Origin of the sequence: Pontibacter indicus (assembly GCF_900156345.1) — a bacterium.
GTDB classification, from domain to species: Bacteria; Bacteroidota; Bacteroidia; order Cytophagales; family Hymenobacteraceae; genus Pontibacter; species Pontibacter indicus.
This window is the reverse complement of record NZ_FTPP01000002.1, coordinates 1084589-1107222: the sequence shown is the minus strand read 5'-3', so window position 1 is coordinate 1107222 and position 22634 is coordinate 1084589. Positions and strand designations below refer to the sequence as shown.

The 22634-nt window shown below is 52.2% G+C and carries 18 protein-coding genes; 3 read left to right on the top strand and 15 right to left on the bottom strand.

Going from position 1 to position 22634, the window contains the following annotated elements:
* Positions 1 to 52: 52 nt before the first annotated feature.
* Positions 53 to 1633: a RagB/SusD family nutrient uptake outer membrane protein gene (locus B0B12_RS13665; protein WP_076669639.1), complete on the bottom strand. Its 1581-nt coding sequence runs from the start codon at positions 1631 to 1633 to the stop codon at positions 53 to 55.
* Positions 1634 to 1651: 18 nt separating this feature from the next.
* Positions 1652 to 4780, bottom strand: a complete 3129-nt coding sequence (locus tag B0B12_RS13660; protein ID WP_076669637.1) for a SusC/RagA family TonB-linked outer membrane protein — start codon at positions 4778 to 4780, stop codon at positions 1652 to 1654.
* Positions 4781 to 5896: 1116 nt separating this feature from the next.
* Between B0B12_RS13660 and B0B12_RS13655 the strand changes: the two genes are divergently transcribed.
* From B0B12_RS13655 to B0B12_RS13645, 3 genes are read left to right on the top strand one after another with little or no spacing between them, the layout of a single operon-like run.
* Positions 5897 to 9004, top strand: a complete 3108-nt coding sequence (locus B0B12_RS13655; protein WP_170871866.1) for a SusC/RagA family TonB-linked outer membrane protein — start codon at positions 5897 to 5899, stop codon at positions 9002 to 9004.
* 18 nt (positions 9005 to 9022) lie between these two features.
* Positions 9023 to 10522, top strand: coding sequence for a SusD/RagB family nutrient-binding outer membrane lipoprotein (locus B0B12_RS13650; RefSeq protein WP_076669635.1), 1500 nt, complete (start codon positions 9023 to 9025; stop codon positions 10520 to 10522).
* 27 nt (positions 10523 to 10549) lie between these two features.
* Positions 10550 to 11185: a hypothetical protein gene (locus tag B0B12_RS13645; RefSeq protein WP_076669634.1), complete on the top strand. Its 636-nt coding sequence runs from the start codon at positions 10550 to 10552 to the stop codon at positions 11183 to 11185.
* A gap of 72 nt (positions 11186 to 11257) precedes the next feature.
* Here the strand turns inward: B0B12_RS13645 and prfB are convergent.
* From prfB to B0B12_RS13580, 13 genes are all read right to left on the bottom strand, one after another.
* Positions 11258 to 12335 (bottom strand): peptide chain release factor 2 gene (gene prfB / locus B0B12_RS13640; protein WP_139337807.1). Its coding sequence is split into 2 segments (ribosomal slippage): positions 11258 to 12274 and positions 12276 to 12335, totalling 1077 coding nucleotides; the frame shifts between segments, so codons are not numbered across the junction.
* A gap of 83 nt (positions 12336 to 12418) precedes the next feature.
* Positions 12419 to 13492: a branched-chain amino acid aminotransferase gene (locus tag B0B12_RS13635; RefSeq protein ID WP_076669632.1), complete on the bottom strand. Its 1074-nt coding sequence runs from the start codon at positions 13490 to 13492 to the stop codon at positions 12419 to 12421.
* 32 nt (positions 13493 to 13524) lie between these two features.
* Complete coding sequence (locus B0B12_RS13630) at positions 13525 to 14076, bottom strand: cob(I)yrinic acid a,c-diamide adenosyltransferase (RefSeq protein WP_076669631.1); 552 nt, start codon at positions 14074 to 14076, stop codon at positions 13525 to 13527.
* A gap of 3 nt (positions 14077 to 14079) precedes the next feature.
* Positions 14080 to 14802: an ABC transporter ATP-binding protein gene (locus tag B0B12_RS13625; RefSeq protein WP_076669630.1), complete on the bottom strand. Its 723-nt coding sequence runs from the start codon at positions 14800 to 14802 to the stop codon at positions 14080 to 14082.
* A gap of 10 nt (positions 14803 to 14812) precedes the next feature.
* Positions 14813 to 17857, bottom strand: a complete 3045-nt coding sequence (locus B0B12_RS13620; protein WP_076669625.1) for a tetratricopeptide repeat protein — start codon at positions 17855 to 17857, stop codon at positions 14813 to 14815.
* A 15-nt stretch (positions 17858 to 17872) separates the two neighbouring features.
* A complete protein-coding gene (gene gatC, locus B0B12_RS13615) occupies positions 17873 to 18160 on the bottom strand; it encodes an Asp-tRNA(Asn)/Glu-tRNA(Gln) amidotransferase subunit GatC (protein WP_007653720.1) in 288 nt (95 codons plus the stop codon).
* A complete protein-coding gene (locus B0B12_RS13610; protein WP_244554708.1) occupies positions 18135 to 18908 on the bottom strand; it encodes a lysophospholipid acyltransferase family protein in 774 nt (257 codons plus the stop codon). Before B0B12_RS13610 ends, gatC begins: the two co-directional genes overlap by 26 nt.
* A gap of 67 nt (positions 18909 to 18975) precedes the next feature.
* A complete protein-coding gene (locus B0B12_RS13605; RefSeq protein ID WP_076669623.1) occupies positions 18976 to 19536 on the bottom strand; it encodes an NUDIX domain-containing protein in 561 nt (186 codons plus the stop codon).
* Position 19537: 1 nt separating this feature from the next.
* Positions 19538 to 19918: a RidA family protein gene (locus B0B12_RS13600; RefSeq protein ID WP_076669622.1), complete on the bottom strand. Its 381-nt coding sequence runs from the start codon at positions 19916 to 19918 to the stop codon at positions 19538 to 19540.
* A 152-nt stretch (positions 19919 to 20070) separates the two neighbouring features.
* Entirely contained in the window at positions 20071 to 20673 is a 603-nt protein-coding gene (locus B0B12_RS13595; RefSeq protein WP_076669621.1) for a hypothetical protein, read from the bottom strand.
* Between the two features lie 8 nt (positions 20674 to 20681).
* A complete protein-coding gene (locus B0B12_RS13590) occupies positions 20682 to 20885 on the bottom strand; it encodes a hypothetical protein (protein WP_076669620.1) in 204 nt (67 codons plus the stop codon).
* Positions 20886 to 20985: 100 nt separating this feature from the next.
* The gene (locus tag B0B12_RS13585; RefSeq protein WP_083704210.1) at positions 20986 to 21807 is read right to left on the bottom strand and encodes a retropepsin-like aspartic protease; all 822 of its coding nucleotides are present in this window, start codon (positions 21805 to 21807) and stop codon (positions 20986 to 20988) included.
* Positions 21808 to 21872: 65 nt separating this feature from the next.
* Positions 21873 to 22604 (bottom strand): TraB/GumN family protein, encoded by a 732-nt coding sequence (locus B0B12_RS13580; protein ID WP_076669618.1) that lies wholly within the window; start codon positions 22602 to 22604, stop codon positions 21873 to 21875.
* Between the last annotated feature and the right edge of the window lie 30 nt (positions 22605 to 22634).

The following is a 22634-nucleotide window of genomic DNA, read 5'->3' as shown; positions in this document are numbered from 1 at the left end:
CCCTGCCAGCTTCCGCTGACAGGGCTTTTTAAATCTATACTATCCGCTAGGCTTAGTATCCAGGGTTTTGCTGAGCAGCTAACACAGGGTTAGATGCAACTTCAGACACTGGAATTGGCCAGATGAAACGGAAGTCATCGTAAGGAATGAAAGGTATAGTGGTAGCCGGGAACGTACCGCTTGCCGCATTGTACTGCGGAATATGGTTAGACGTAGAGGCTACCTTGGCAGGTATACCCGCAGGACCAAACTTGCCTTCTTTTGCCAGACGGTGGATGTCTTTCCAGCGCAGACCTTCACCCACGAACTCGATACGGCGTTCGTTTACGATGGCCTGTGTCAGGGCATCGCCTGTCAGACCTGTGTAAGTCTGGTCTGTAGAACGGCCACGAACTGCATTGAGTAGAGCCAATGCTCTGTCGCTGTTACCCAGTCTTGACTCAGCCTCGGCTACGTTCAGCAGCACTTCAGCATATCGAATGATTGGTGACCAGTCGGTTTGCGTCTGTGGATCTCTGTACTTTCTTGTAAAGATCGCACGTGAAGTAGTTGTGATGATTTGACGACGAGCGTCGTTTGCTGGCCAGAAAGTGGCGTTCCAGATCAGCGGGCTGATGGCAACCAGACCACGGCCACCTGCACCGGCAAAGTACATCTGACCCAAAGAACCGTTCACACTGGCGTTGTCGTTGGCCGTGTTCATGAACGAGAAGATGGATTCAGAGTTGCTGGAATTGTTAGCCCAAGGACCATCCGGAGAGGCCGTCAGAGCATAACCGCCGACTGGGCTTGTGAAAGTCGTAGTACCAGTGATGAGCTTGTTGCCCTCTGTCACTACTCCCTGCCAGTCACGCATGTGCAGTTTCACGCGCGACTTAAGTGCAATAGCAGCACTCTTTGTAGCTCTGGAAATTTTAGCACCAGCTGCGCGGGTTTCAGGAAGGTTAGATTCAGCATAGTCCAGGTCAGCCAAGATGGCATCATACCCTTCTTTCACGGTATTTCTACCCTGCTGTCTTGCCTCTTCCACGCGGGCTGGTGTGTTCACCGGAATCGTTCTGATCGGAACACCTGGGTGAGAAGCGTCGGCTGTGTGATTGTAAGGACGCGCGAAGTGCACCAGCAACTCGTGGTTAGAAAGGGCACGCAGCATACGCACTTCACCAAGGTAAGCATTGCCTACTTCAGGTGTAATCAAACCGTCTGCCACAGCTTTCTCCACACCCTCGATCACGATATTGGCTTTGTTAATAACCGAATAAAGTGTTTCGAAGTGGTACACGTTGTTGGCAGAGGCTGCGTTGTAGGTGGAGCCGTACGTGATGGCGTAGAACGCCTCCAGGTTCAGCATGTCCTCACCACGGTTGTCGCCCTGCTCTACGTGAGCCGCACCAAACGGATAACCACGCACAGCACCGCCAGCATAGAAACCACTCTGAGCAGCGTCATAAACACCGGCTACAGCCAGTTCTACACGCTCAGGAGTTGTAAAGGCACTTGCTTCAGTAAGTCTGTCGAAAGGATCAAGTTCTACTGTATCCTTTTCGCACGAAGTCAGCATCAGGGAGAAGCACACCGCAGGGGCTAGCAACGCTAACTTCAGTTTATTTTTGATAAATGATCTATTTTTCATTTTAAGGAAATTAAGAAATTAGAAGCCAAGATTTAAACCAACTGTGAACACACGCTGCTGTGGCTGACCGTTCCAGTCAACACCGAGGTTGTTGTTGTTCATGTTAGTATAGGTTTCCGGATCAAGACCTGTGTAATCAGTAATCACGAAAGCGTTCTGCACCTGAGCGTAAACTCTCAGACGGTCTACACTGATGCGGTCAGACAGCGTCTTAGGCAGTGTGTAGCCAAGTGACAGGTTGCTCACTTTCAGGAAGTCGCCGCTCTCAACAAAACGAGAAGAAGACTCACCGTTTGTGTTAATGAAGTTACCGTAGTTAGCACCAGCAGCCAGTCTTGGAGTCTGACCATCGCCAGGGTTCTCTGCAGACTGCCATCTGCCCAGAATCTCACGGCCGTTGTTCTCAAACGCCATTGTCAAAAGGTCCTGACGCGTACGGTTCATGATCTTGTTGCCACCAGAGAAACGCACGAACACGTTTGCATCGAAGTTACCCAGTTTGAAGTTGTTGTCGAAACCACCGAACCACTTAGGCAGTGTGTTGCCCAAGATTACTTTGTCAGCAGATGACAGAGAAGACTGTGCACCCAGTGCGCTTGGGTTAGCTGGGTCGTAACCGTAGTATACACCAGCAGAACCACCGTTGCCAGTGATGTTACCCTGTACCAGCGAGCCATCGGCTTTGCGGTAGATTGGGTTACCGTTTGCTCTGTTCACGCCTTCGTACTGATAGCCGTAGATGGAGTTGATAGACTCACCTTCGCGGTGGATGGTGTATTCATAAACGATGTCCTGACCGTCTACCAGCTCTTTCACTTCGTTGTTCTGTGTAGAGAAGTTGAAGTTAGAGTTCCAGCTGAAGTTAGACTTGTCGATTACTGTACCAGAGATTGAGAATTCAATACCGTCGTTGTAAACGCTACCGATGTTACGGATGATCGAGTTGTTAGGCACACCCAATGATGGAGGTGTTGGAGCAGCAAGTACAATGTCCGAGTTGTCCTTCATCCAGTAAGCCAATTCTACGTTCAAGCGACCATCGAACAAGCCCAGGTCGATACCGAAGTCAGTGATTTTCTGAGCTTCCCAACGCAGATCAGGGTTACCTGTGTTACCGAAAGCGATACCGTTGAATGTACCGTACTGAGCAGCAACAAATGAACCCAGGTATGGATAGTTACCTCCAGGGATGCCGATGTTACCTACCTCTGCCCAGCTACCACGCAGTCTCAGGTCAGAGATTACGCTAAGAGTAGATGAGTTCTTGAAAAATTCTTCCTCAGAGATTCTCCAGGCAGCAGATACGCCAGGGAAGTAACCCCAACGGTTGTCTTCAGAAAGCTTAGAAAGACCGTCAGCACGCATAGAAGCGCCGATGTAGTACTTACCAGCATAGTTGTAGTTGAAACGACCCAGGTATGAAGCAAGACCATTCTCCCCGATACCACCGAAGGCGAACTGGTTAGCAAACGAACCTGATACCAGGTTTTCATTGAAGAAACGGTCAGAAAGACCAGTACCTTGTGCCTGGAAGAAGCTTGATCTTGTTTTGTTATATTCCTGTACAGCAGTCACATCCAGGTTGTGCACCTCGTTGAATGACTTGTTGTAGCTCAGGATGTTCTGCCAGTTCCAAGCTTTGATTGGAGAATAAGCTTGTGAAACGACACCACCTGAACCCTGGCCGTCACCATGACGTGGGTCGTTGAACAGGAAGTCGTCTACCAGCGTTAAGTCAGCACCCAGCTGAGTTCTGAAACGCAGGTTGTCTACCAGTTTGAAATCCAGGAATACGTTACCCAGACCACGGTAAGTAGTAGCTTTACGTACGTTGTTATCCAATACGAAACGGATGTTAGGAATACCGTTGGCAATCGTACCCAAGTTTGGACCACGGCCCAGTGATCTGTCGTTCTGATCGTCGATGTTATAACCGGTTGGGTCGTTTGGATCAAGTGCAGGCACGTTAGGGTGCATACGGATCACACCAAATATGTTGCCTGACAGGTTGTTAGAACCAGTAAGCGGACCAGAGTTGATCTGGTTAGTTAAACCAGCCTGCAAACCGAAATCCAGGAACTTAGTTACTTTCGTCTGCAGGTTAGTGCGAATTGAATAACGCTCGAGGCTGTTGGCGCGGCCAATACCTTCCTGGTTAGAATAACCAAGAGAGAAGTAGTAGTTTGTTTTGTCAGTACCACCGCTGGCAGAGAATGCGTGGCTGTGCTGGAAAGCAGTACGGAATACTTCTTTGTTCCAGTCAGTGTCTGCATCACCCAAAACAGCAGGAGATGCCTGGCCAAGGTTTGCATACTTTTCGTTTGTGATGTCAACGAACTCACGCGCGTTCAGCAGGTCGTGTAGCTCGATCGCCTTAGCAGAACCAGCCCAGCCATCGTAAGAGAACTTAGCCTGACCTGATTTACCGCGTTTTGTAGTGATGAGGATTACACCGTTAGAGGCGCGTGAACCGTAAACCGCTGTAGCAGCACCATCCTTCAGGATCTCGAAAGACTCGATGTCGTTCGGGTTGATGTCAGCAAGTGCGTTTGAAGGCGTGAAACCACCCAGGTTACCTGATGTAGCTGGCACACCGTCAATTACGATAAGCGGTTGCGTGTTGGAAGAGATAGAGTTCACACCGCGGATGTTGATCTTCGGAGGCGCACCCAGGATACCGGATGGCTGCGTGATCTGCACACCAGAAGCACGACCTGCCAGCTGCTGGTCAAAAGATGGAGTTGCCAGGTTGGCAATTGTCTCACCTTTCACCTGCGCAATAGAGCTGGTCACGTCTTTCTTCTGCTGTGTACCGTAACCTACTACTACAACTTCATCAAGTTGTCTCTGGTCGATTTCTAAAGTAACGTTGATAGAAGCAGATGTTCCTATCGGACGCTCAGTTGTTCTGTAGCCGAGGAAGCGGAACACAAGCGTGTTTCCGTCAGCTGGCACAGTGATAGAATAAGTACCGTCAGCGCCGGTAGCCGTACCGGTGCTAGTGCCTTTTACAAGCACTGCAACACCAGGAAGGCCTTGGCCAGTCGACTGGTCAGTCACAGTACCCGTAACAGTTCTGCTCTGCGCCAATGCCTGCTGAAGCACGACGAATACCAGCGCAAAACTCAATAGTAGTAGTTTTTTCATTGGTCTGTTAATTGAGGTGAAAGATAAATAGTAGTTAAGATTTAAGGTTTAAAGAAATAAGGTTTCAGTATGCTATAATTAAAATGCTGGCACATAGTAAAGGAATTTCCCATGCGGTTTTGAGAACCGGATCACATTTTCCTTTCCAGCAAATTAACAGGAGTAAAACAAGCCTATTTAGTATTTAAACAAACTTTTTACATTTCTTGAGTGCTCCAAACTAAGCATATTTTTCTAATATATACAAAACTGCTATTTAAAATTCTTTGCCTCTATCTCCGTATTTTTCAGCGACTTAAACCTTCATCTTGTGTTATTACAAAAGACACACCTTTTACAAAGCCCACAAAACACACAACCCATTGTTTATCAACGCTATTTTAACACATCTTATATAAACCTCACTAAATATAGTACCAAAACAATCAAATCAGTATAAATTCCGAATTTCCTAAGTTATTCTGATTCAATGTTATAACACATACCAAAACATGAACAATGATCTATAGGAAAGGCGGTCCCTGATCAGAGAAGTCAACTAGGGCATTTCTACAATAAAGACAATTCGAATTATTCGCTTAAGACGTCATTCTAGCCGGTATTCTTGGTCGGATCACTCTACTCGTGACCAGCAATAATAGATTAGAATAAGAAAAGCATCATACCCAAGACTGGTACCAGAAATCAGTAGACTGTTCAACCCCATGCTGCTGATTGATTTTGTTCGCTCAGCACCTAAGAATACACTTTGCAAACATACTTTAAATCTAGATATACGAATACTGACAACTTGATATATTAATATTAATTTTTAGTTAAAATACTATTAATCAAGTTCTAAATAAAAATTGACACGTATAATGTTATGTTCACATAATATAACTTTAATATTATAAAATAGACACGCAAGCACCATTTACTAGTACCCTTTCTGCCTGATTACATAAAAACCAACTTCAGAAAGGCTCCCCTTAATACCTCCCCAGTAAGCGTCCTGCTTGGTGACGCTTTTACCTACCTGATTCTATTAAACTTTTGAAGCCAAAACTTTTTGGGAACATGAACAAACTACTACTACTGTGTTCTATTCTGATTCTAGCCCTCTTTCACCAAGGCATGGCCCAGACTAGGACGGTTACGGGAACCGTGACAGATCAGGAAACAGGGCAAGGGCTGCCCGGTGTGGCCGTACTGGTGCAGGGCACCAGTGTCGGTACCGCGACAGGCGCCAATGGTGAATACTCCATCAATGTGCCGGAAGGCTCGAACACGCTTGCTTTCCGCTTTATTGGCTATACCACCATCACACGGGACATAGGCAATCAATCGACCATCAATGTAACTATGAGTGTAGACACCCGGCAGTTGCAGGAAGTGGTGGTGACGGCTGTAGGTATAGAGCGTACCGAAAGGTCGCTAGGCTATGCTGTGCAGAACGTAGGGGGCGAGCAACTTGCCCAGCGTTCGGAACCAAACGTGGTAAATGCCTTGCAGGGCAAGGTGGCAGGTGTAGAGATCATCTCCTCCAGTGGCTTGCCCGGCGCAGGTACGCAGGTGTTCATCCGGGGTATTTCTTCCGCCACCGGCAACAACCAGCCGCTTTTTGTGGTGGACGGTATCCCGATCGACAACTCCACTAACTTTACTTCCGCTCCTACCGTGGGCGGCGCAGCCTACTCTAACCGTGGCCTCGACATCAACCCCAACGACATCGAATCAATGACGGTGCTGAAAGGACCTGCTGCTGCGGCGCTCTACGGATCCAGAGCGGCAAACGGGGCCATCATCATCACCACCAAGAAAGGACAGTCCGGAGACGCCAACAAAAAGTTTGAAGTGAGTGTTACCTCGTCTTTTAACCTGCAGAATGTGTACGGTCTGCCTGAGTACCAGAATGAGTATGGACAGGGCACCAACTTCCGTTACAGCCCGAACGTGACCGACAGTTGGGGACCAAGGTTTGGTACCCCCGGTATCACCACCGTGCCCAACGTGCCTGGTAACCCGCAGGAGACACTGGAGTATAGAGCCTACCCGGATAACGTAAAAGACTTTTTCGAGACGGGCACCATCTTCGACAATGGTTTGCAACTGTCTGGGGCGGGAGCTAACACCAGGTATATCTTCAGCGCGAACAGCACCAACCAGTCCGGCATTATCCCGAACAGCGGCCTTGACCGTTTCTCGCTTCGTGCTGCTGGTACCGCCGAGCTGTCGTATGGTATCTCGATTGATGCCTCCATCATCTATGCAAACACGGAGCAGGAAGGCTCGCTGCAAGGCAACTCTGGTACCAGCCCCTGGTTTACGCTTCCGTTCACACCCCGAAGTTTTGACGTAAACAATGTGCCATATAAGATAGGTCCCGGACAGCAAGCCCCTACCCTGTTCACCCAGCTCGCCCGCGACAACCCACGCTGGAGCGTTAACGAGAACTTCTATGAAAGCGAGGTGAACAGAACCATTACCAGTGCCACCGTGAACTGGAAGCCTCAGTTCTTTCAGGATCTGACTTTTACCTACCGTATCGGTCTGGACCAGTATTCTGACAGACGCCGCGAAGCGATCGCCTTCGGCTCTATTAACTCAAACGGTAACACAGCCCTTAACAGGCGCGGATCTCAGATTTACGACGACATTTTCTACCGTCAGTTTAACCAGGACATTTTCGGTGTATATACCAAAGACCTGAACGAGGATATCAACCTGCGATTCCTGGTGGGTAACCAGATCAACACGATCAACACGGATAACCGGAACATCAGGGCGGAAGATTTGATCACACCTGAGTTCTACAACCTGCTCAACCACACAAATACCAACATCTTCCCGACGAACACGGAGACACAGCGCCGACTGGTGGGTATTTATTCACAGCTCGGTCTTTCTTACAGAAACTGGCTGTTCCTGGAGTTGCAGGGACGTAATGACTGGTCATCGACACTGGCGCTCGACAATAACAGCTACTTCTATCCTGCTGCCAGCCTTGGCTTTGTGTTCACAGATGCCTTTGATATTGCCAACCCTATTCTCAGCTATGGTAAGCTTAGGGGTAGCTATGCCCGGGTAGGTAATGACGCTGGCATATACCTGACCAACACGGTTTTCGTTAACCAGGCCTTCGGTAACAACGTGGCAGGTATCAGTTTTCCATTCAATGGCACAGTGGCAGCCGTATCACGCGGCAACAGACGGGGTAACCCAGACCTGAACCCTGAGTTTACCACTTCTTACGAAGCTGGCGTTGAATTAGGACTGTTTGACGGAAGGGCCTCGCTTGATGTGAACTACTTCTTCAACAAAACCACGGACCAGATCTTTAACGTGGACGTGCCGGGCTCAACAGGTTTTACCACCTTTACCCAGAATGCCGGCGAGATCCAGAACAAAGGATGGGAAATATCGGCTACAGGTACTCCGTTTACTTTTGAGGGTGGCTTCCGCTGGGATGTCAACGTAAACTTCACTGACATTAAGTCGAAAGTGGTGTCGCTGGCGCCCGGGCTTAACCAGTTCACGCTGCTGACCGGCGCCGGAACCGGCGCCTTCACAGGCCTTAGCCCAGTGCTTATACCTGGCCAGCCCTTTGGTGTGATCCAGTCCTCGGCCTTCCTGCGCGATGAGCAGGGCCGCTTCATCATCAACCCCAACACGGGTGTGCCGGTGGTGGATCAGAACCCGCAGATCATCGCAGACCCGAATGCAGACTGGTGGGGTAGCCTGGGCAACACCTTCAGCTTCAAAGGATTTAACCTAAACGTGTTGCTCCAGTATGTGCACGGAGGAGACTTCTACTCCCGTCAGACCCAGATCGCCCGTTTGCGCGGTGTGCTCGAAGAACAAACAGACCGGGAGCGCCCCTACCTCTTTGAGGGCGTTGTCCTGAATGCTGACGGTACCTCCAGGCCGAACACTACGCAAATCTCTGCTCAGGAGTATTGGGTGGCGCTGAACGCGGCCAACGAATTCGCGGTGTTTGACGCATCGGTGTTCAGGGTGCGGGAAGTGAGTTTAGGGTATGAACTGCCTGCGTCGATACTGGAGCGCACGCCGTTTGGGGCGGCCAGTATCTCCGTCACCGGCCGTAACCTGTTCTTCCATGCGCCTAACCTGCCGCATGCTGACCCAGAGTCGAACCAACTCGGCGGTAACACCAGGGGTTTTGAGTTTAACTCCCCTCCAACTGTTCGAAACTACGGCGTCAACCTTCGTTTCACATTCTAATTCTAGACACCAAAGCATATGAAAAAGATAACAATAATAAAGGGCGTGGTGTTGGCATTTTTGCTGGCAATCGCCAGCTCCTGCGACGATTACCTGGATGTGAACGTAAGCCCGAACAACCTGCAAAACGCCTCGGTGCAAAGCCTGCTACCAGGGGCACAGATCGGTACAGGCTTCTTTGTGGGAAACACCGCGCAGATCATCACCTCGCTCTGGATGCAGCAAATGGCTGGTACAGGTACACAGACCGACCCTTATGACAGGTATAACGTCTCCCCGGAAAACAACGAGTGGAACGCGATCTATGCCACCTTACTCGATGATTTGGAACAGATCGTGCAGCAGGGGCGTGAGGAGGGCAACTTCCATTATGCAGGTATGGCCCGTATCCAACAGGCATACGTATACCTGGTGGCTACAGACCTTTGGGGCGATATACCTTTCTCGCAGGCGCTGAACATTACGGAATTCCCGAAACCTGCCTATGATCCGCAGGAACAGGTATACGCCGGGGTGGTGCAGTTGCTCGACGAGGGACTGGCCGACCTGGACAAAACCACCGTGACAGCCGCTTCGCTCGGGGATCAAATTTACGGTGGCGACCTGGCCAAATGGCGCAAGGCCGCTAACTCGATCAAACTAAAGTTATACCTGCAAAGCCGCAAGACGAACCCGAACTCGGCAAGCGCGATCACACAGCTGGTAAACGAAGGGAACCTGATCTCCTCCAATGCAGAGAACTTCAATGTCAGGTATTTTTCTTCATCTGGCTCGTTCAACCCGATCTACATGTACCAGCACCAGACACGCATCAACGACATGATCCTGAGCCAGCGCTTCTACGACTCGCTTTCGTCCCTGAATGACCCGAGGCTGCCTGTGTTCTTCACCCGAACCAACGGAAACTATGTGACATACGACAATGGTGCATTCACTTCAGTACCCTTCACTAGTCCAAACAGGTCTCGTTGGGGAGTATACGTGGTAGGCAATGGCACTCAGAATGCAGACGGCACGATTTCGAATGGCGGTGCTGCCCCCATACGCCTCATCACCCATACCATGGTGAATTTCTGGCTCGCTGAGGCCGCCCTTACGCTCGGCACTCCCGGCGATCCGGCAGAGTATTTCAGGCAGGCGCTTCAGGCTCAGTTCGACGATATCACAAGCTTTGTGGGTGCCGGCAACTTACCTGCAAACTTCCAGACGGATGCGGCAGAGTACATTAACAGGCGCGTGGCGGCCTTTCAGTCGGCCAGCTCTACAGAAGGCAAGCTCAATATCCTGATTCGGGATAAATGGGCGTCCTCGGTCGGAAACGCCTACGAGGCCTATAACGACTATAGGCGCACCGGTTATCCCCAGCTCGAACTTGCCCAGAACCCGCAGGTAGGCGTCACCAGAATCCCTGTGCGTTGGCCTTATGCTTTGGGAGAGATTCAGGGTAACTCTGAGAACGTACCGCTGCAGGATTATCCGGCAGGCTTGCTGGTACCGGTTTGGTGGATGGGAGAATAGTGTATTTGACTTTAAAGCGATTTAAAAATGAAAATCCAGAATTTAACAGTTAAGTACACGGCACTCGTTACGCTGTGCTTAACGCTGATCAGTTGCGAAAAAGATGAGTTCGACGGCTTGCTCAATACCGATCCGGTGCCAGAAGCTGCCATTACCTTTCCACAGTCTGTTGGCCCCAATGGCCAGCCGCTGCTCGACGAAGGCGCTTTCATTATTTATCAGGATGCGATTGCCAATGGCGGTATAACTGTGGAAGTCAGGGTGCCGGAAGGCAAGCAGATTACCGCTATTTCCGCAGCCGCCCAGCGCTTCCGCAACGGCGCGGCCACGCCTCCTAACCTGAGCCCCACCCTGCCTACAGGGACCACAAATGCGGATCGTTTAAAGCGGGCTCCGGCCACGGTCATCACCCGAAATTCGGCTCCGAACGTTGCCGTCAACCAGGCGGTAACGCCCGGCAGCACCGTTACCTTCACAATACCTGCCAATGCTATACCTGATGTACTGTCTACCACCACGATTGTACAGGCAGATGGTACGCTGGCTCCCGGCACTCCGCTAGGCGCCCTGCAGGTGAATGACGTGATCCGGATGTTCTTCCGGGTAACGATCGACGGCATCGAGCACCGTGCCATGGAGGTACGCGTCATTGTGACCGGCTAAGCAGCCAGGCAGCTTCTCAAACAAAAAAGGCTTCCTTTACAGGAAGCCTTTTTACATTCTAGACCTTAGCTATTATGCTTGCATCAGGTATGCTTTGATGTATTCGTCCAGGTCGCCGTCCAGCACGTTCTGCACATCCGACCGCTCTACGCCTGTCCGGATATCTTTCACGAGCTTGTAAGGGTGCAGCACGTAATTGCGGATCTGGGAGCCGAAGTCGATGCGCTTTTTGGTGCTCTCGATGCGGTCGCGCTCCTCGTTGCGCTTCTCCATTTCGAACTGGTATAAACGGGATCGGAGCATGCGCAGGGCGTGTTCCTTGTTCATGAGCTGCGAGCGCTCAATCTGGCATTCGATCACGATACCGGTTGGCTTGTGCTTGAGGCGCACAGCAGTCTCTACTTTGTTCACGTTCTGACCTCCGGCACCGCCTGAGCGGAAGGTATCCCACTCAATGTCGCCCGGATTCACCTCGATGTGGATGGTATCGTCCACTACCGGGTAGGCAAACACCGACGCGAATGAGGTATGGCGGCGCCCGCCTGAGTCGAAGGGAGAGATTCGCACTAGGCGGTGCACCCCGATCTCGGACTTGAGGTACCCGTAGGCAAAGTCGCCCGTGATCTCCAGCGTGGCCGATTTTATACCTGCCCCATCGCCGGGGTTATAGTTCACCTGCTTCACGCCAAAATCATGCGACTCGGCCCACATGATGTACATGCGCATTAACATTTCGGCCCAGTCCTGGCTCTCAGTGCCGCCCGCTCCCGGGTTGATCTCCAGGATGGCGCTCAACTGGTCTTCCTCGCCGCTGAGCATGCGCTTGAATTCCAGTCCTTCGATGGCCTCCTCGGTTTTTTTGGCCTCCGCTTTCATGTCCTCTTCCGACACATCGCCTTCCTTGTGGAAATCAAAGAGAACCTCCAAGTCAGACAAAGACTTCTCTACCTCTTCGTAGTGGTCTGTCCATACCTTTAGCAGCTTTACTTCTTTCAGTACCTTCTCGGCTTCCTTCGGGTCGTCCCAAAAGTCGGGCGCCAGGGTCTGCTGCTCGGTCTCGGCTATTTGCTCTTTCTTGGCATCGTAGTCAAAGATACCTCCTCAAGGCGGCCACGCGCGCCTTTAATTCCTTCATTTGTTCTGAAGTCATGCTGTCTATTTTATATAAAACGCTAAAATGCTGGATTGCAAGCTTTGTTTGCTTCCAATCCAGCATTCACTTATTCTCTTTCGCTATAAGCTGATCTTATGGATCCAGTTGTGCGCATCAGGTGCCTGGCCGGTTTTGATCCGATCCAGCTCCGCCGCAATACTGTTGGAGATCTCACGGCCTTCCAGTGCTGGCAAATTCATGTCTTCACCATTGTAATGGATGGTGGCGATCTGGGCGATGGTGGCCGCTGTGCCTGTACCGAATGCTTCCTGCAGCTTGCCGGCTTTGTGTGCCTCTACGATCTCGCTCACAGCCACTTTACGCTCTTCTACCGGTATACCTTTGTCGCGGGCAATCTGCAGCACGCTGTCGCGGGTAATGCCTGCCAGGATGGTGGTGCTCACGGCTGGCGTCACGAGCTTACCGTCGATCACGAACATCACGTTCATGGTGCCGGATTCCTCAATATACTTATGCTCGCGCGCATCGGTCCAGATAAGCTGGTGGTAGCCGCGCTCCTGCATCTTGCGGGCAGGGTATAGTGCAGCGCCATAGTTACCGGCCGCCTTGGCATAGCCCGCACCGCCTTCGGCTGACCGCACATAATTAGGCTCGATGGCCACGCGAAGCGGCTGACCATAATAGGCCCCAACCGGACAGCTGAACACCACGAAACGGTAGCTGGAGGACGGTCGAACGCCGATGAAGTCGTCGGTGGCAAAGATAAAGGGGCGGATGTAAAGGGCACAGCCCGCTGTTGGTGGCACCCAAGCGGCATCGAGGCGCAGCAGTTGCTCCAGGCCCTGCATGAAAATTTCTTCCGGCAGCTCAGGTATACACATGCGCTCACCGGATATATTCAGTCGCCTGAAGTTGTCGAGCGGCCTGAACAGCAGGATGTCGCCGGCAGCATTCTTGTAGGCTTTCATCCCCTCAAAAATGGCCTGACCATAGTGCAAGGCCGAGGTGGCCGGGCTAAGCGACATGTTGCCGTATGGCTTGATCTCGGGTGTTTGCCAGGCACCGTCTTTGTAATCAACTACGAGCATGTGGTCGGCAAAAATTTTCCCGAACTCAATATTATTGAAGTCCAGCTCAGAAATGCGGCTCTGCGAAACCGTCTGAGTAGGTATAGTTAGGGTATCAACTGACATAAATAAAGGGAATTATAAGTTGAACAATGCAATCAGACGCGCGGCTTCCAGGCGATTTCCTCAGCCTGTAACTCATACGTCATTTTCCGGCAAAGAGCGAACAGATAATCCGACAGGCGGTTGAGGTATACGATCACCAGGTCGTCGACCGGCGACTCTTCCTGGAGGCGAATGGCCAGGCGCTCGGCGCGGCGGCAAACGCAACGGGCCAAATGCCCGAACGAAACCGACTGATGACCGCCCGGAAGCACAAACGAGCGCAATGGAGGCACTTCGGCTGTCATCTTATCGATTTCCTGCTCCAGCAGGCTCACATCCTCCGGGTGCAGGTCGGGGGTTACCATTTTGGTGTTCTTGTCGGGGTCGGTGGCCAGCGTGGAGCCGATGGTGAAGAGGCGGTCCTGTATCTCTTTGAGGATGTCGGCCCGACCTTTGTTTACTTCCTGGTCGCGTACCAGTCCGATGTAGGAGTTAAGTTCGTCTACGGTGCCGTAGGCTTCTATGCGCAGGTGCGACTTGGCAACCCGGGTTCCTCCTATGAGGGAAGTGGTGCCTTTATCGCCTGTCTTGGTGTATATTTTCATGAGCTATTGCGCTGCGTTCATTTTCGCATGCGAAGTCACATCGTGGTTAATCTCGTCTGTTTCTACCAGGCCGTCGCGGAGGCGCACGATGCGGTGGGCGTATTTGGCAATGTCCTCCTCGTGCGTCACCATGATGATGGTATTGCCTTTGGCATGCAGGTTCTCGAACAGCTCCATGATCTCGTAGGAGGTCTTGGTGTCGAGGTTACCCGTCGGTTCGTCGGCCAGGATGATGCTGGGGTCGTTGATGAGGGCGCGGGCGATGGCCACACGCTGGCGCTGACCACCGGACAGTTCGTTTGGTTTGTGCTTGCCGCGGTTGCCCAGGCCCACACTCTCCAATGCCTTCTGTGCCTTCTCCTCACGCGCCGATTTGTTATACCCGGCATAGATCAGTGGCAGGGCTACGTTCTCGAGTGAGCTCTGCCGCGGCAACAGGTTAAAGGTCTGGAACACGAAGCCGATCTCCTTGTTGCGCACCTCCGCCAGCTCATTATCAGTCATGTTGCTCACATCCTGGCCATTAAGGACGTACTGCCCTCCTGTCGGGGTGTCGAGACAGCCGATGATGTTCATGAGCGTCGACTTTCCGGAACCGGACGGCCCCATAAACGCCACATACTCCCCACGCTCTATCCGGATGGACACAGACTTGAGGGCGTGGATGGTTTCGCTGCCCATGCGGTATACTTTCGAAATATCGTGTGTCTCGATGATGGTGCTCATAGAACCTGTTTTAGAGTTGCCATTGGTCCGCCTCTGCCTCTTTAGACTGGCGCTGTTTATCAAATTTCTCTTTAAAAGTACTATATTCCAAAGCAGGAAGCAAGCCGCGCAGCGAAACAAGCGCCTGGTCTGCGTAACTTATCAAACCTCTATTCAGACTCTCCAGCGCATAAGCTTTGTAGAGCCTGGCAGAGTATGGGTTGTAGGTGATTCCGTCCAGCAGAATGTCGTAAGCCTTCATTTCGCCCGGGTTATACCTGGAGAAGAAAGCAGCGGCATCCTCTACCACCTGTTCATCGAAAAGCAGCATTTTAAGCGCCTGGCTGTAGCGCTCGGCGGCTTCGCGGTCACGGCCTTTTATCTCGGCTATTTTCGCCCGGAAGTACAGTTTGTGCCGTTTGTCCTTCGGCGTCAGGTATAGGTTGTCCATCCTTTTCACCAGCACCTCCTGATTTTTGGTATTCAGCCACAGGCGCATTTGCTGCAGGTTGAGCCTGGAGCGGAGTTCCCCTTCCGGCTGCAGTTCGGCCGCGGCCTCTTTAATGGCTTCGTTGGCCAGCTTCCATTGCCGCCTTCCCATAAAGTAGTCTACTTTGGCCACCAGGGCTTCCCGGCGCAGGTCCTTTTCCTGCACACTCTTCACAATGCGTTCCACATCGGCAGGCAACAGGTCGGGTAGGTAGGCAATCAGATATTGCACCTTGTCACGGTCAGGCGCGCTGTTAATGATCGTGGACGGCGCCTGCTCCAGCACCTCCTCCAGCGACTGTGCCACCGTTACCGCCGACTCCAGCTCTGTAAAGGCCACGTCGCGCAACGCTACCATCGCCTCATCGGATTGGTGGTTGAGCGCCAATGCATAGGCATGCGACAGGAAAGCCTGGGTATAGCCTCTGTCTTTGGCCTCTTTGAAATAATGGGCGGCGGCACCGTAGTTTTCCTCTTCCATCATCCAATGACCGAGCGCATTGTAGTAGTAGCCACTGCGTTCGCCTGCAGCCAGTGCCAGGTTCTCCACCACGCTGCGCGCCTCCTTCGGCCTGCCGTCGTAGTGGTGCACCAGCCCTTTCAGGTATAGCAGGTCCTCCATAAAGAGCCTGTTCTCCTGCGAGGCCAGGTAGCGGTTAATGGGCTTTAACAACGCTGTGTCGCCTTTGTTTACGCTGGAAATGGTTTTGTTGTAGAACAGAGTCAAGTCTTCCACTTGCTCCAACGAGTCCGGCACAAAATCATCTTCTTTGAGGTCGGAGGTTCGGCCCAGCAGTTGGTTCAGCGCGGCCATGTTGCTGCGGAGCGGCTTGTATTTGGTGGAACGGATCTCCGTAAGCAGTTCCTTGGCCTCTTCGGGCATGGCCTGGCGGGTATAGTAGGCCATCCGGTTGCTGCGCACTACGTCCTTATTTTCTGCAAACTGCTGTGCCCGGTCGAAGTAGTAGGTCACGCTGTCGTGCACGCTGGTCTGGGCATAGAGCAGGGCCAGGTTGTTGTAGATCTCCCCGTTCTTCGGGAAGGCCTCTGCTCCCTGCTGCAGCACATACAGTTTTTCGAAGAAGTACTGCTTGCGGTCGTAGAGGTTGGCCAGACGGATGTAGAGTTTCGGGTTCGGACGGCGCTCCAGGGCCTCCTGCAGGGTCAGAATCTCTTTGTTGCGCTCGTTTTGGGCACGGTACATGGCCGACAAACTGAAACTGGCCTTGGTGTTATGCGAGTCGAACAAGTCACTTTCTTTGTAGAAGCGCTCCGCCAGAATATCGTTATCGGAGCCCTGGTAAAGGTCGCCCAGGTAGCTGTAGTAGCCGGCGTAGGCATTGAAGTATACCCGGAACTGCGTGCGCATCACTAGGATGACGAGCAGAATGGCGCCCATGGTATAGATGGTATACACCGGCAACTTTTTGGGTTGGTATACCACCTTGTAAACGGCCAGTCGCTGGCTGATCAACTCCCCGAAGTTCACGATCACATACACAAAGAAGAAGGCTCCGAAGGCCAGGTGCGTGTACACAATCAGGTTATGGAAGACAGAAATAGCAGAGTCGTTGGCCGTGGCATAGGCGTAGCCGACGCTCAGGAATGTGATAGTGGCAAACACCAGGTAGATAATGGCACCTGTGGGCTTAAAAGGAAAGAGTCTGCCGTACAGGACCTCGCGCTGGCGCATCCCCCAGAAGCCTGCTATGGCCGAAAACAACAGGATAACGAAAGCGTTGATGTAGAAAAAGTCGCCCTTCACGTAGCCAACATGGCGCAGGTATAGCAGACCCAGGTTGACCAGGTATAGCACGCTCACCAGCACAAACTGCCATACACTGAAACGACGCTCCGGTCTGGCGGCCTGCGTGTTGACCCAGAGCAGGGCGTTGATGTTCTCGTAGCCTACCCAGATCATAAAGAGCAGGGAAGCCACCATAAGCGCCAGCGAGCTGTAGTTGGCCAGGTGAAGCGTGGTCATCAGTGGCGTAAAGTCGGACTCTGTGTAGATGAAAGCACCCAGCACACTGACCAGTGCGATCATCACCATCACCCGCACTGTAAAAGAAACCTGCTGATAAAAAGCCTGAAAAGCATAGGTTGCCAGGGCAAAAAGCACGATCGACACCAGCAGCGTGCTCTGACCGGTGTTGTTACCAATGATGCCCAGCAAATCGAGGTTGAAGGAGGCGAGCAGCATCATGAGCAACAGCATACCTGCAAAGTAAGGGATGCGCTTCATAGTGGAGATCGCCGCTGCATAGAAAGCGAGGCAAAGGGCCAATAAGAGCACCAGCGCCACGGCAGCGAATTTGTTCAGGGAAGGTATGGCTACGTCGTACTGCTCGGTGAGCAGATAACCGTCGGCATTGAGGGTGAACGTCTCCAGCAATCGCGAAAACTCGTGCACGGGCACCTGCACCACCTGCAGCTCAGGCAGCTTATCCCAGGCCAGGAAATTGTTCTCGCCAGTGAAGTAATGGTATACCCCCAGCATGAGCGCCAGCGTAGCCACGACCAGTAAAAACAGAAAGGGATACCTGGTGTCCGCATCCCAACTGTTCCAAAACTTGATTTTGTTCATAGACAACCTGTCAGATTACTCGAGCACTTTCGGCACTCTGAAATAATCGGAGTCTTTTCTTGGGGCGTTTTTCAGCGCTTCGTCGTGCGATACCGTGTTCTGCGCCAGGTCCTCGCGCATCACGTTCACTTCTTCTGACATGTGGATAAGCGGCTCTACGCTTTCGGTGTCGAGCTCGCGCAGCTGGTCTACCCAGTTCAGGATTTTGTTCAGGTCCTGCAGCATCTCCTGCTCTTTCTCTTCGTTAAACTCCAGACGGGCCAGGTGGGCGATCTTTCTAATGGTTTGTATATCGGTTGACATCTATCGGGTTGTGTTTCTTTAGTTCTTCTTGAATGATGTTAAATACGCTCTCTTTCAGGGTCGGCAGGTCCTGCAGGGTCATGCCTTTGGTCTCAATCGGCTCGTGGATGATGATCTTGAGCGGATGCCAGCGCACCTTCAGCTTACCGTCCAGGTCGGGCAGAAACTTGTGGTTGTAGGGCATGGTAACCGGCACCACGGGCAGCTGCTTTTCTATCGCCAGCCGGAAGGGCCCGTCTTTAAACGCCAGCAGCTCTTCTCCGGCTGTGGGCGGTATGGTGCCCTCCGGGAAGATCACCAGGTTGCGCCCTTGCTCCAGCGTGCGCACCGACTGGATGTAGCTTTTGGCACTGCTGATGGCACTTTTGCGGTCTACAGGTATGTAGAGCTTTTCGTATACCTTTCCCCACAGTGGCACTTTGGTAAGCGAGCTTTTGCCGACAAAGTTAAGAAAACCCGGAATGGCATGCAGCAACAGCGGGATGTCGAGGTATGAGCTGTGGTTGGGCGTGAAAATATACTGCTTGCTTTGGTCAAAGCGCATGCGCCACTCCACCTGCAGCGGCGCCAGGAACATGCGCAGGGCCGACGAGGACCAGAAACGGTTGATGGTATGCACCCGCGGGTACCAGCGCTGCTTGCGGATAAGCACTGCCTGAAACGGATACGTGACCACAAACGGCATCACAAACCAGGTGACACACCAGGTTGTATAAAGGCGATGGGACAAGTATTTGAGCGCTTTCATGCCTTCAAATGTAAGAATAATCCACCAGTTATCAATCAAAGGCGCTCCGGCAAACGGGCTTTGCAGCTTACTTTTCCTGCTGCAGCAAAATGGCCGCTTTGAGTATACCTGCCACGCTGATGGCGTCGGTAATTTCGTTGTCCATCACCATGCGCACGGCCTCCTCAAAGGGAACGCGCCGGATGTGAAGCTCCTCCGTCTCTTCAAAAGCGGTTTCGCCGGCCTTTAGTTCCTGCGCCAGAAAAACAAAACCCTCCTCGTCGGTCACTGAGTTGGAGGTATGCAGGCGGGCAATGTTGGTCCATTTTTCGGCCGTGAAGCCGGTTTCTTCCTGCAGTTCGCGCTTGGCCGAGGCCAGAATGTCGTTCTCGATCAGACCACCGCCCATCGGTATTTCCCAGCTGTACTCGTTGAGCGCATAGCGGTACTGCCCCACCAGGTAGGTATAGCCCTCATCGTCGACCGGTATAATGCCGATGGCTTTGTTCTTAAAGCTGACCACGCCGTAGATTCCTTCGCCCCCTTTCGGGTTCAGCACTTGATCTTCGCGCACTTTTATCCAGGGATTCTGGTAAATTTCTTTACTGGAGAGGGTGGTCCAGGGGTTGTGTTTTTCGTCGACCATCATGCTATTTCCTTTTGGCAATCATCTCTATCTCTACCTGCGCACCCAGCGGCAGCGAGGCCACGCCAATGGTGGTACGGGCAGGGTATGGCGAGGTAAACTTCGTCGCGTATACCTTGTTCATTACCTCAAAATTGGACATATCGGTCAGAAAGACGTTTACTTTCACCACATCGTCGGGGCTCAGGCCGGCAGCGCTCAGCACCTGAAACAGATTTAGAAAGCATTGCTCCGTTTGCGCGGCAATGTCGCCCTGCACCAGTTTTCCGGTACTGGCGTCGATCGGTGTCTGGCCAGACAAGAAAACCAGCTCACCGGACTCCACCGCGTGAGAATAAGGGCCAACGGCTACTGCTCCTTCGGCATTAATAGCTTTTCTAGACATAGGCTTGTACTAAATAAACGCTGATTCCAGGCAAAGTTAAGGTATAGGAAAATCAATTTACAAACAATCGGCCGCGCCGACAAAAAAGCCTGCCACAGCCAGGCTCTAGATGCGCAGCTGCTGCAGGCCGGACAGGTATAGCTGTGTTTATGTTATCGCTGCAATCTGGCTCTGCCGGCATTTACGCGCTCCTCGAGTACGCGTACGGCATTCTCCGCGCGCTCAATGGCAGCCCTTCTTTCATCGACCTCAGCATCCGAGATTCCGCCGGACCTTCTGTTCTTTTCCAGTTCGTCTTTTGCCTTCGCAATTCGGTCTCTGGCTTCCTTCACCTTGCTGTCTCCTTCATCAACTGCTGTAACCAGTTGGGCCTTTCGTTGCTCACCCGTCAGGCGCGCCTCCGCTGCTCTGTTCTGGCCGAACTCACGACCGCTCATGCCGCCTTTCTCGCGGCCGTAGGCATTGCCTTCGCCTGCATCATCGGCTTGTTGCCGGTCCTGTTTCCCTTGCGCCTGAGCGCGGTCACGCTGGACTCTCTCCTGCTTTTCCTCCTTCTTGTTTTCTTTCTGGTCGGCTTTTGTGTTGTCCTTGTTGCCTCTGGCTTGCTGGTTTTTTTCACGGGCTTCCTGCGCTTCGGTGGCCTCAGCAGCCTGTTTGTTGCCTTTGCCTTGTTGGGCCACTGCCGAATCCGTAAGGGCTATTGTCAGGCCGAATGCAAGGCCTAGTCCGATGGTTCTGATGACGTGCTTTTTCATAGGATCTGCTAAATATCATTCAACAAGGAGTCTACTTCGGCAGCAGCCTCTTCAATCTCAACCCGGGTGTTATCTATTTCCGCTCCTGCTGTGTCGGCGGGCGCTGTATCTGGTTCGGGTTTGGTGACCGTTGTTTCCTCGGTGTCGGGCGTGCTGTTGCAGCCTGCCAGCAGGAAAGCGCCAAGGGCGAAGACGAGAAGGTGTTTTTTCATAAGATCAGTTTTATTTATTCAGAGTTAAACGGATGCAGAGGTTACAGCGATAAGTCAATATACACAATAGACTTCTGGCAAGACCCAGGAAGCAGCACTTTTAGTGTAGCCATACCTCCCTGCCCACAAAATCGATCGTTAGCCGTGCCTGTTTGAGGAGACTGTAATTAAGCACACCGTCGTAGAGGATGTTCTCGGCTGCTGCCTGGCTCACCAGTTTTCGGTTTCCTAACTGTATCGCAATGGGGTTGAGCGCAATGCGCTGGGAGGTGGTGTCGTCCTGTAGTCCCCATTCGGCGGCGGTATGGTGCGAGAGGAGCAGTTCGCTGATGTTACCTGAGTCGAGCAGGAACCAGTATGAGCGCCCCTGCCGTGGGATTTCCAGGAAAACGCTTAGTTCGTTGCCCTCCAGTCCATTGGCAAAGCGGCTCCTGAGCGGCGTCAGTCTGTTGCGCAGTCTTCGGAGGGAGGCGGGTGTCTCCAGCGTAAGCTGATTGGCCGCCAGGTCGACGGTGAGCACTTTATCCTGAAAGGATTTGAGCGAGAGCACTCCGTCCACTTTGGGCAGCCCTTCCGGCAATATGCCCATCACATCCCAAACACCCACTGTTGCAGGCGAGAGAGCGGATTTCCCTGCTCTGATCGCAACTGAATCCATCTTCTGGTAGCTGAAACGCTCCCCTTTCATCCGGTAGGCGGTGCTACGGCCATACACCGTGCGGCCCAGCTGCCGGGACACTTCCGGCGAAATGAAGGTCTCACCCCCGCCGGTGTCGAACAGAAAATTATACGTTCGCCCCTGTATCGTCACCTCCACCTGTTTTAGATCCCGAAAGTACTCCTTCAGCGGAATTATTTCCTGGGCGCTGGCTCCGGATGCAAAAGCAAGGTATAGAAGTAGGCTTAGTAGGAGTGTTTTCATACCAGTTAGGTTTCGTACTAATACATCAATCACTTTCCCATCAACGTCAGGAAGCGCCTTGCTGTTTAGTTCCTGAAGGGTTCTACCGTGTAGCCTTTTTGCCTGAGCAGATGGATGAGTCCTTTCTCGCCACCCAAATGCCCCATCCCGACGGCGATGAAAGGACGCTCCTGTCTGATCAGGTTTTCAATATCATCCAGCCAATTGAGGTTCCGCTGGTCTACCAGCAGGCTCCTGGCCTCAGATCCTATTTCTTTATCCAGCATTTCGTTTGCTACTATGTCAATTTCACCGCCTCTGTAAAGTTCGATCAGTTGTTGGGCCTGGGTCAGAATCTGCTCATCCGTCAGGCCCTCTGTTGGCAATGGAATCTGCTCCAAAACTCCCAGTACTTCCATAGCCGTTTCGAGTCCGGTTATTCGGATGTGGTGCCTGTCAGCTACCTGCATCAATGTGCCTTCCATGCTTTTGAGGCTTGCACCGTATTTTTTGAGCAGCACCTGACGGGTCTTTGCTCCCGTCTGAAACTTATTGTGTTTCCTAAACAGTGCTTGGTCCTCTTTATCCCGCAGGTTCAGTTCTGTGGCCAGCACGCTGCACGTTTCAAGAGCAGCGATGGCATCACCACTTATTTCGATCTGATCGGAAGGATACTCGTGCATGGTCCCAAACAGGAAAGCTTCCCTGCCGTCATCCGCTGTGATTTTCCAGAGCAGACCCGACGCTGGTTCCGGATTCCCGGTGCATGCGCTCAGTAGGAAGAGGAGCAAAAATGTATAAAGTAATTCCTTTTTCATTTGTTGGCTTAAGCTAATCATTACCTTTAG

Excerpts from the sequence above, each read along its gene's own strand:
- B0B12_RS13665 (WP_076669639.1), bottom strand. The coding sequence starts at position 1,633 with ATGAAAAATAGATCATTTATCAAAAATAAACTGAAGTTAGCGTTGCTA.
- B0B12_RS13660 (WP_076669637.1), bottom strand. The coding sequence starts at position 4,780 with ATGAAAAAACTACTACTATTGAGTTTTGCGCTGGTATTCGTCGTGCTT.
- B0B12_RS13655 (WP_170871866.1), top strand. The coding sequence starts at position 5,897 with ATGGCCCAGACTAGGACGGTTACGGGAACCGTGACAGATCAGGAAACA.
- B0B12_RS13650 (WP_076669635.1), top strand. The coding sequence starts at position 9,023 with ATGAAAAAGATAACAATAATAAAGGGCGTGGTGTTGGCATTTTTGCTG.
- B0B12_RS13645 (WP_076669634.1), top strand. The coding sequence starts at position 10,550 with ATGAAAATCCAGAATTTAACAGTTAAGTACACGGCACTCGTTACGCTG.
- B0B12_RS13635 (WP_076669632.1), bottom strand. The coding sequence starts at position 13,492 with ATGTCAGTTGATACCCTAACTATACCTACTCAGACGGTTTCGCAGAGC.
- B0B12_RS13630 (WP_076669631.1), bottom strand. The coding sequence starts at position 14,076 with ATGAAAATATACACCAAGACAGGCGATAAAGGCACCACTTCCCTCATA.
- B0B12_RS13625 (WP_076669630.1), bottom strand. The coding sequence starts at position 14,802 with ATGAGCACCATCATCGAGACACACGATATTTCGAAAGTATACCGCATG.
- B0B12_RS13620 (WP_076669625.1), bottom strand. The coding sequence starts at position 17,857 with ATGAACAAAATCAAGTTTTGGAACAGTTGGGATGCGGACACCAGGTAT.
- gatC (WP_007653720.1), bottom strand. The coding sequence starts at position 18,160 with ATGTCAACCGATATACAAACCATTAGAAAGATCGCCCACCTGGCCCGT.
- B0B12_RS13610 (WP_244554708.1), bottom strand. The coding sequence starts at position 18,908 with ATGAAAGCGCTCAAATACTTGTCCCATCGCCTTTATACAACCTGGTGT.
- B0B12_RS13605 (WP_076669623.1), bottom strand. The coding sequence starts at position 19,536 with ATGATGGTCGACGAAAAACACAACCCCTGGACCACCCTCTCCAGTAAA.
- B0B12_RS13600 (WP_076669622.1), bottom strand. The coding sequence starts at position 19,918 with ATGTCTAGAAAAGCTATTAATGCCGAAGGAGCAGTAGCCGTTGGCCCT.
- B0B12_RS13595 (WP_076669621.1), bottom strand. The coding sequence starts at position 20,673 with ATGAAAAAGCACGTCATCAGAACCATCGGACTAGGCCTTGCATTCGGC.
- B0B12_RS13590 (WP_076669620.1), bottom strand. The coding sequence starts at position 20,885 with ATGAAAAAACACCTTCTCGTCTTCGCCCTTGGCGCTTTCCTGCTGGCA.
- B0B12_RS13585 (WP_083704210.1), bottom strand. The coding sequence starts at position 21,807 with ATGAAAACACTCCTACTAAGCCTACTTCTATACCTTGCTTTTGCATCC.
- B0B12_RS13580 (WP_076669618.1), bottom strand. The coding sequence starts at position 22,604 with ATGAAAAAGGAATTACTTTATACATTTTTGCTCCTCTTCCTACTGAGC.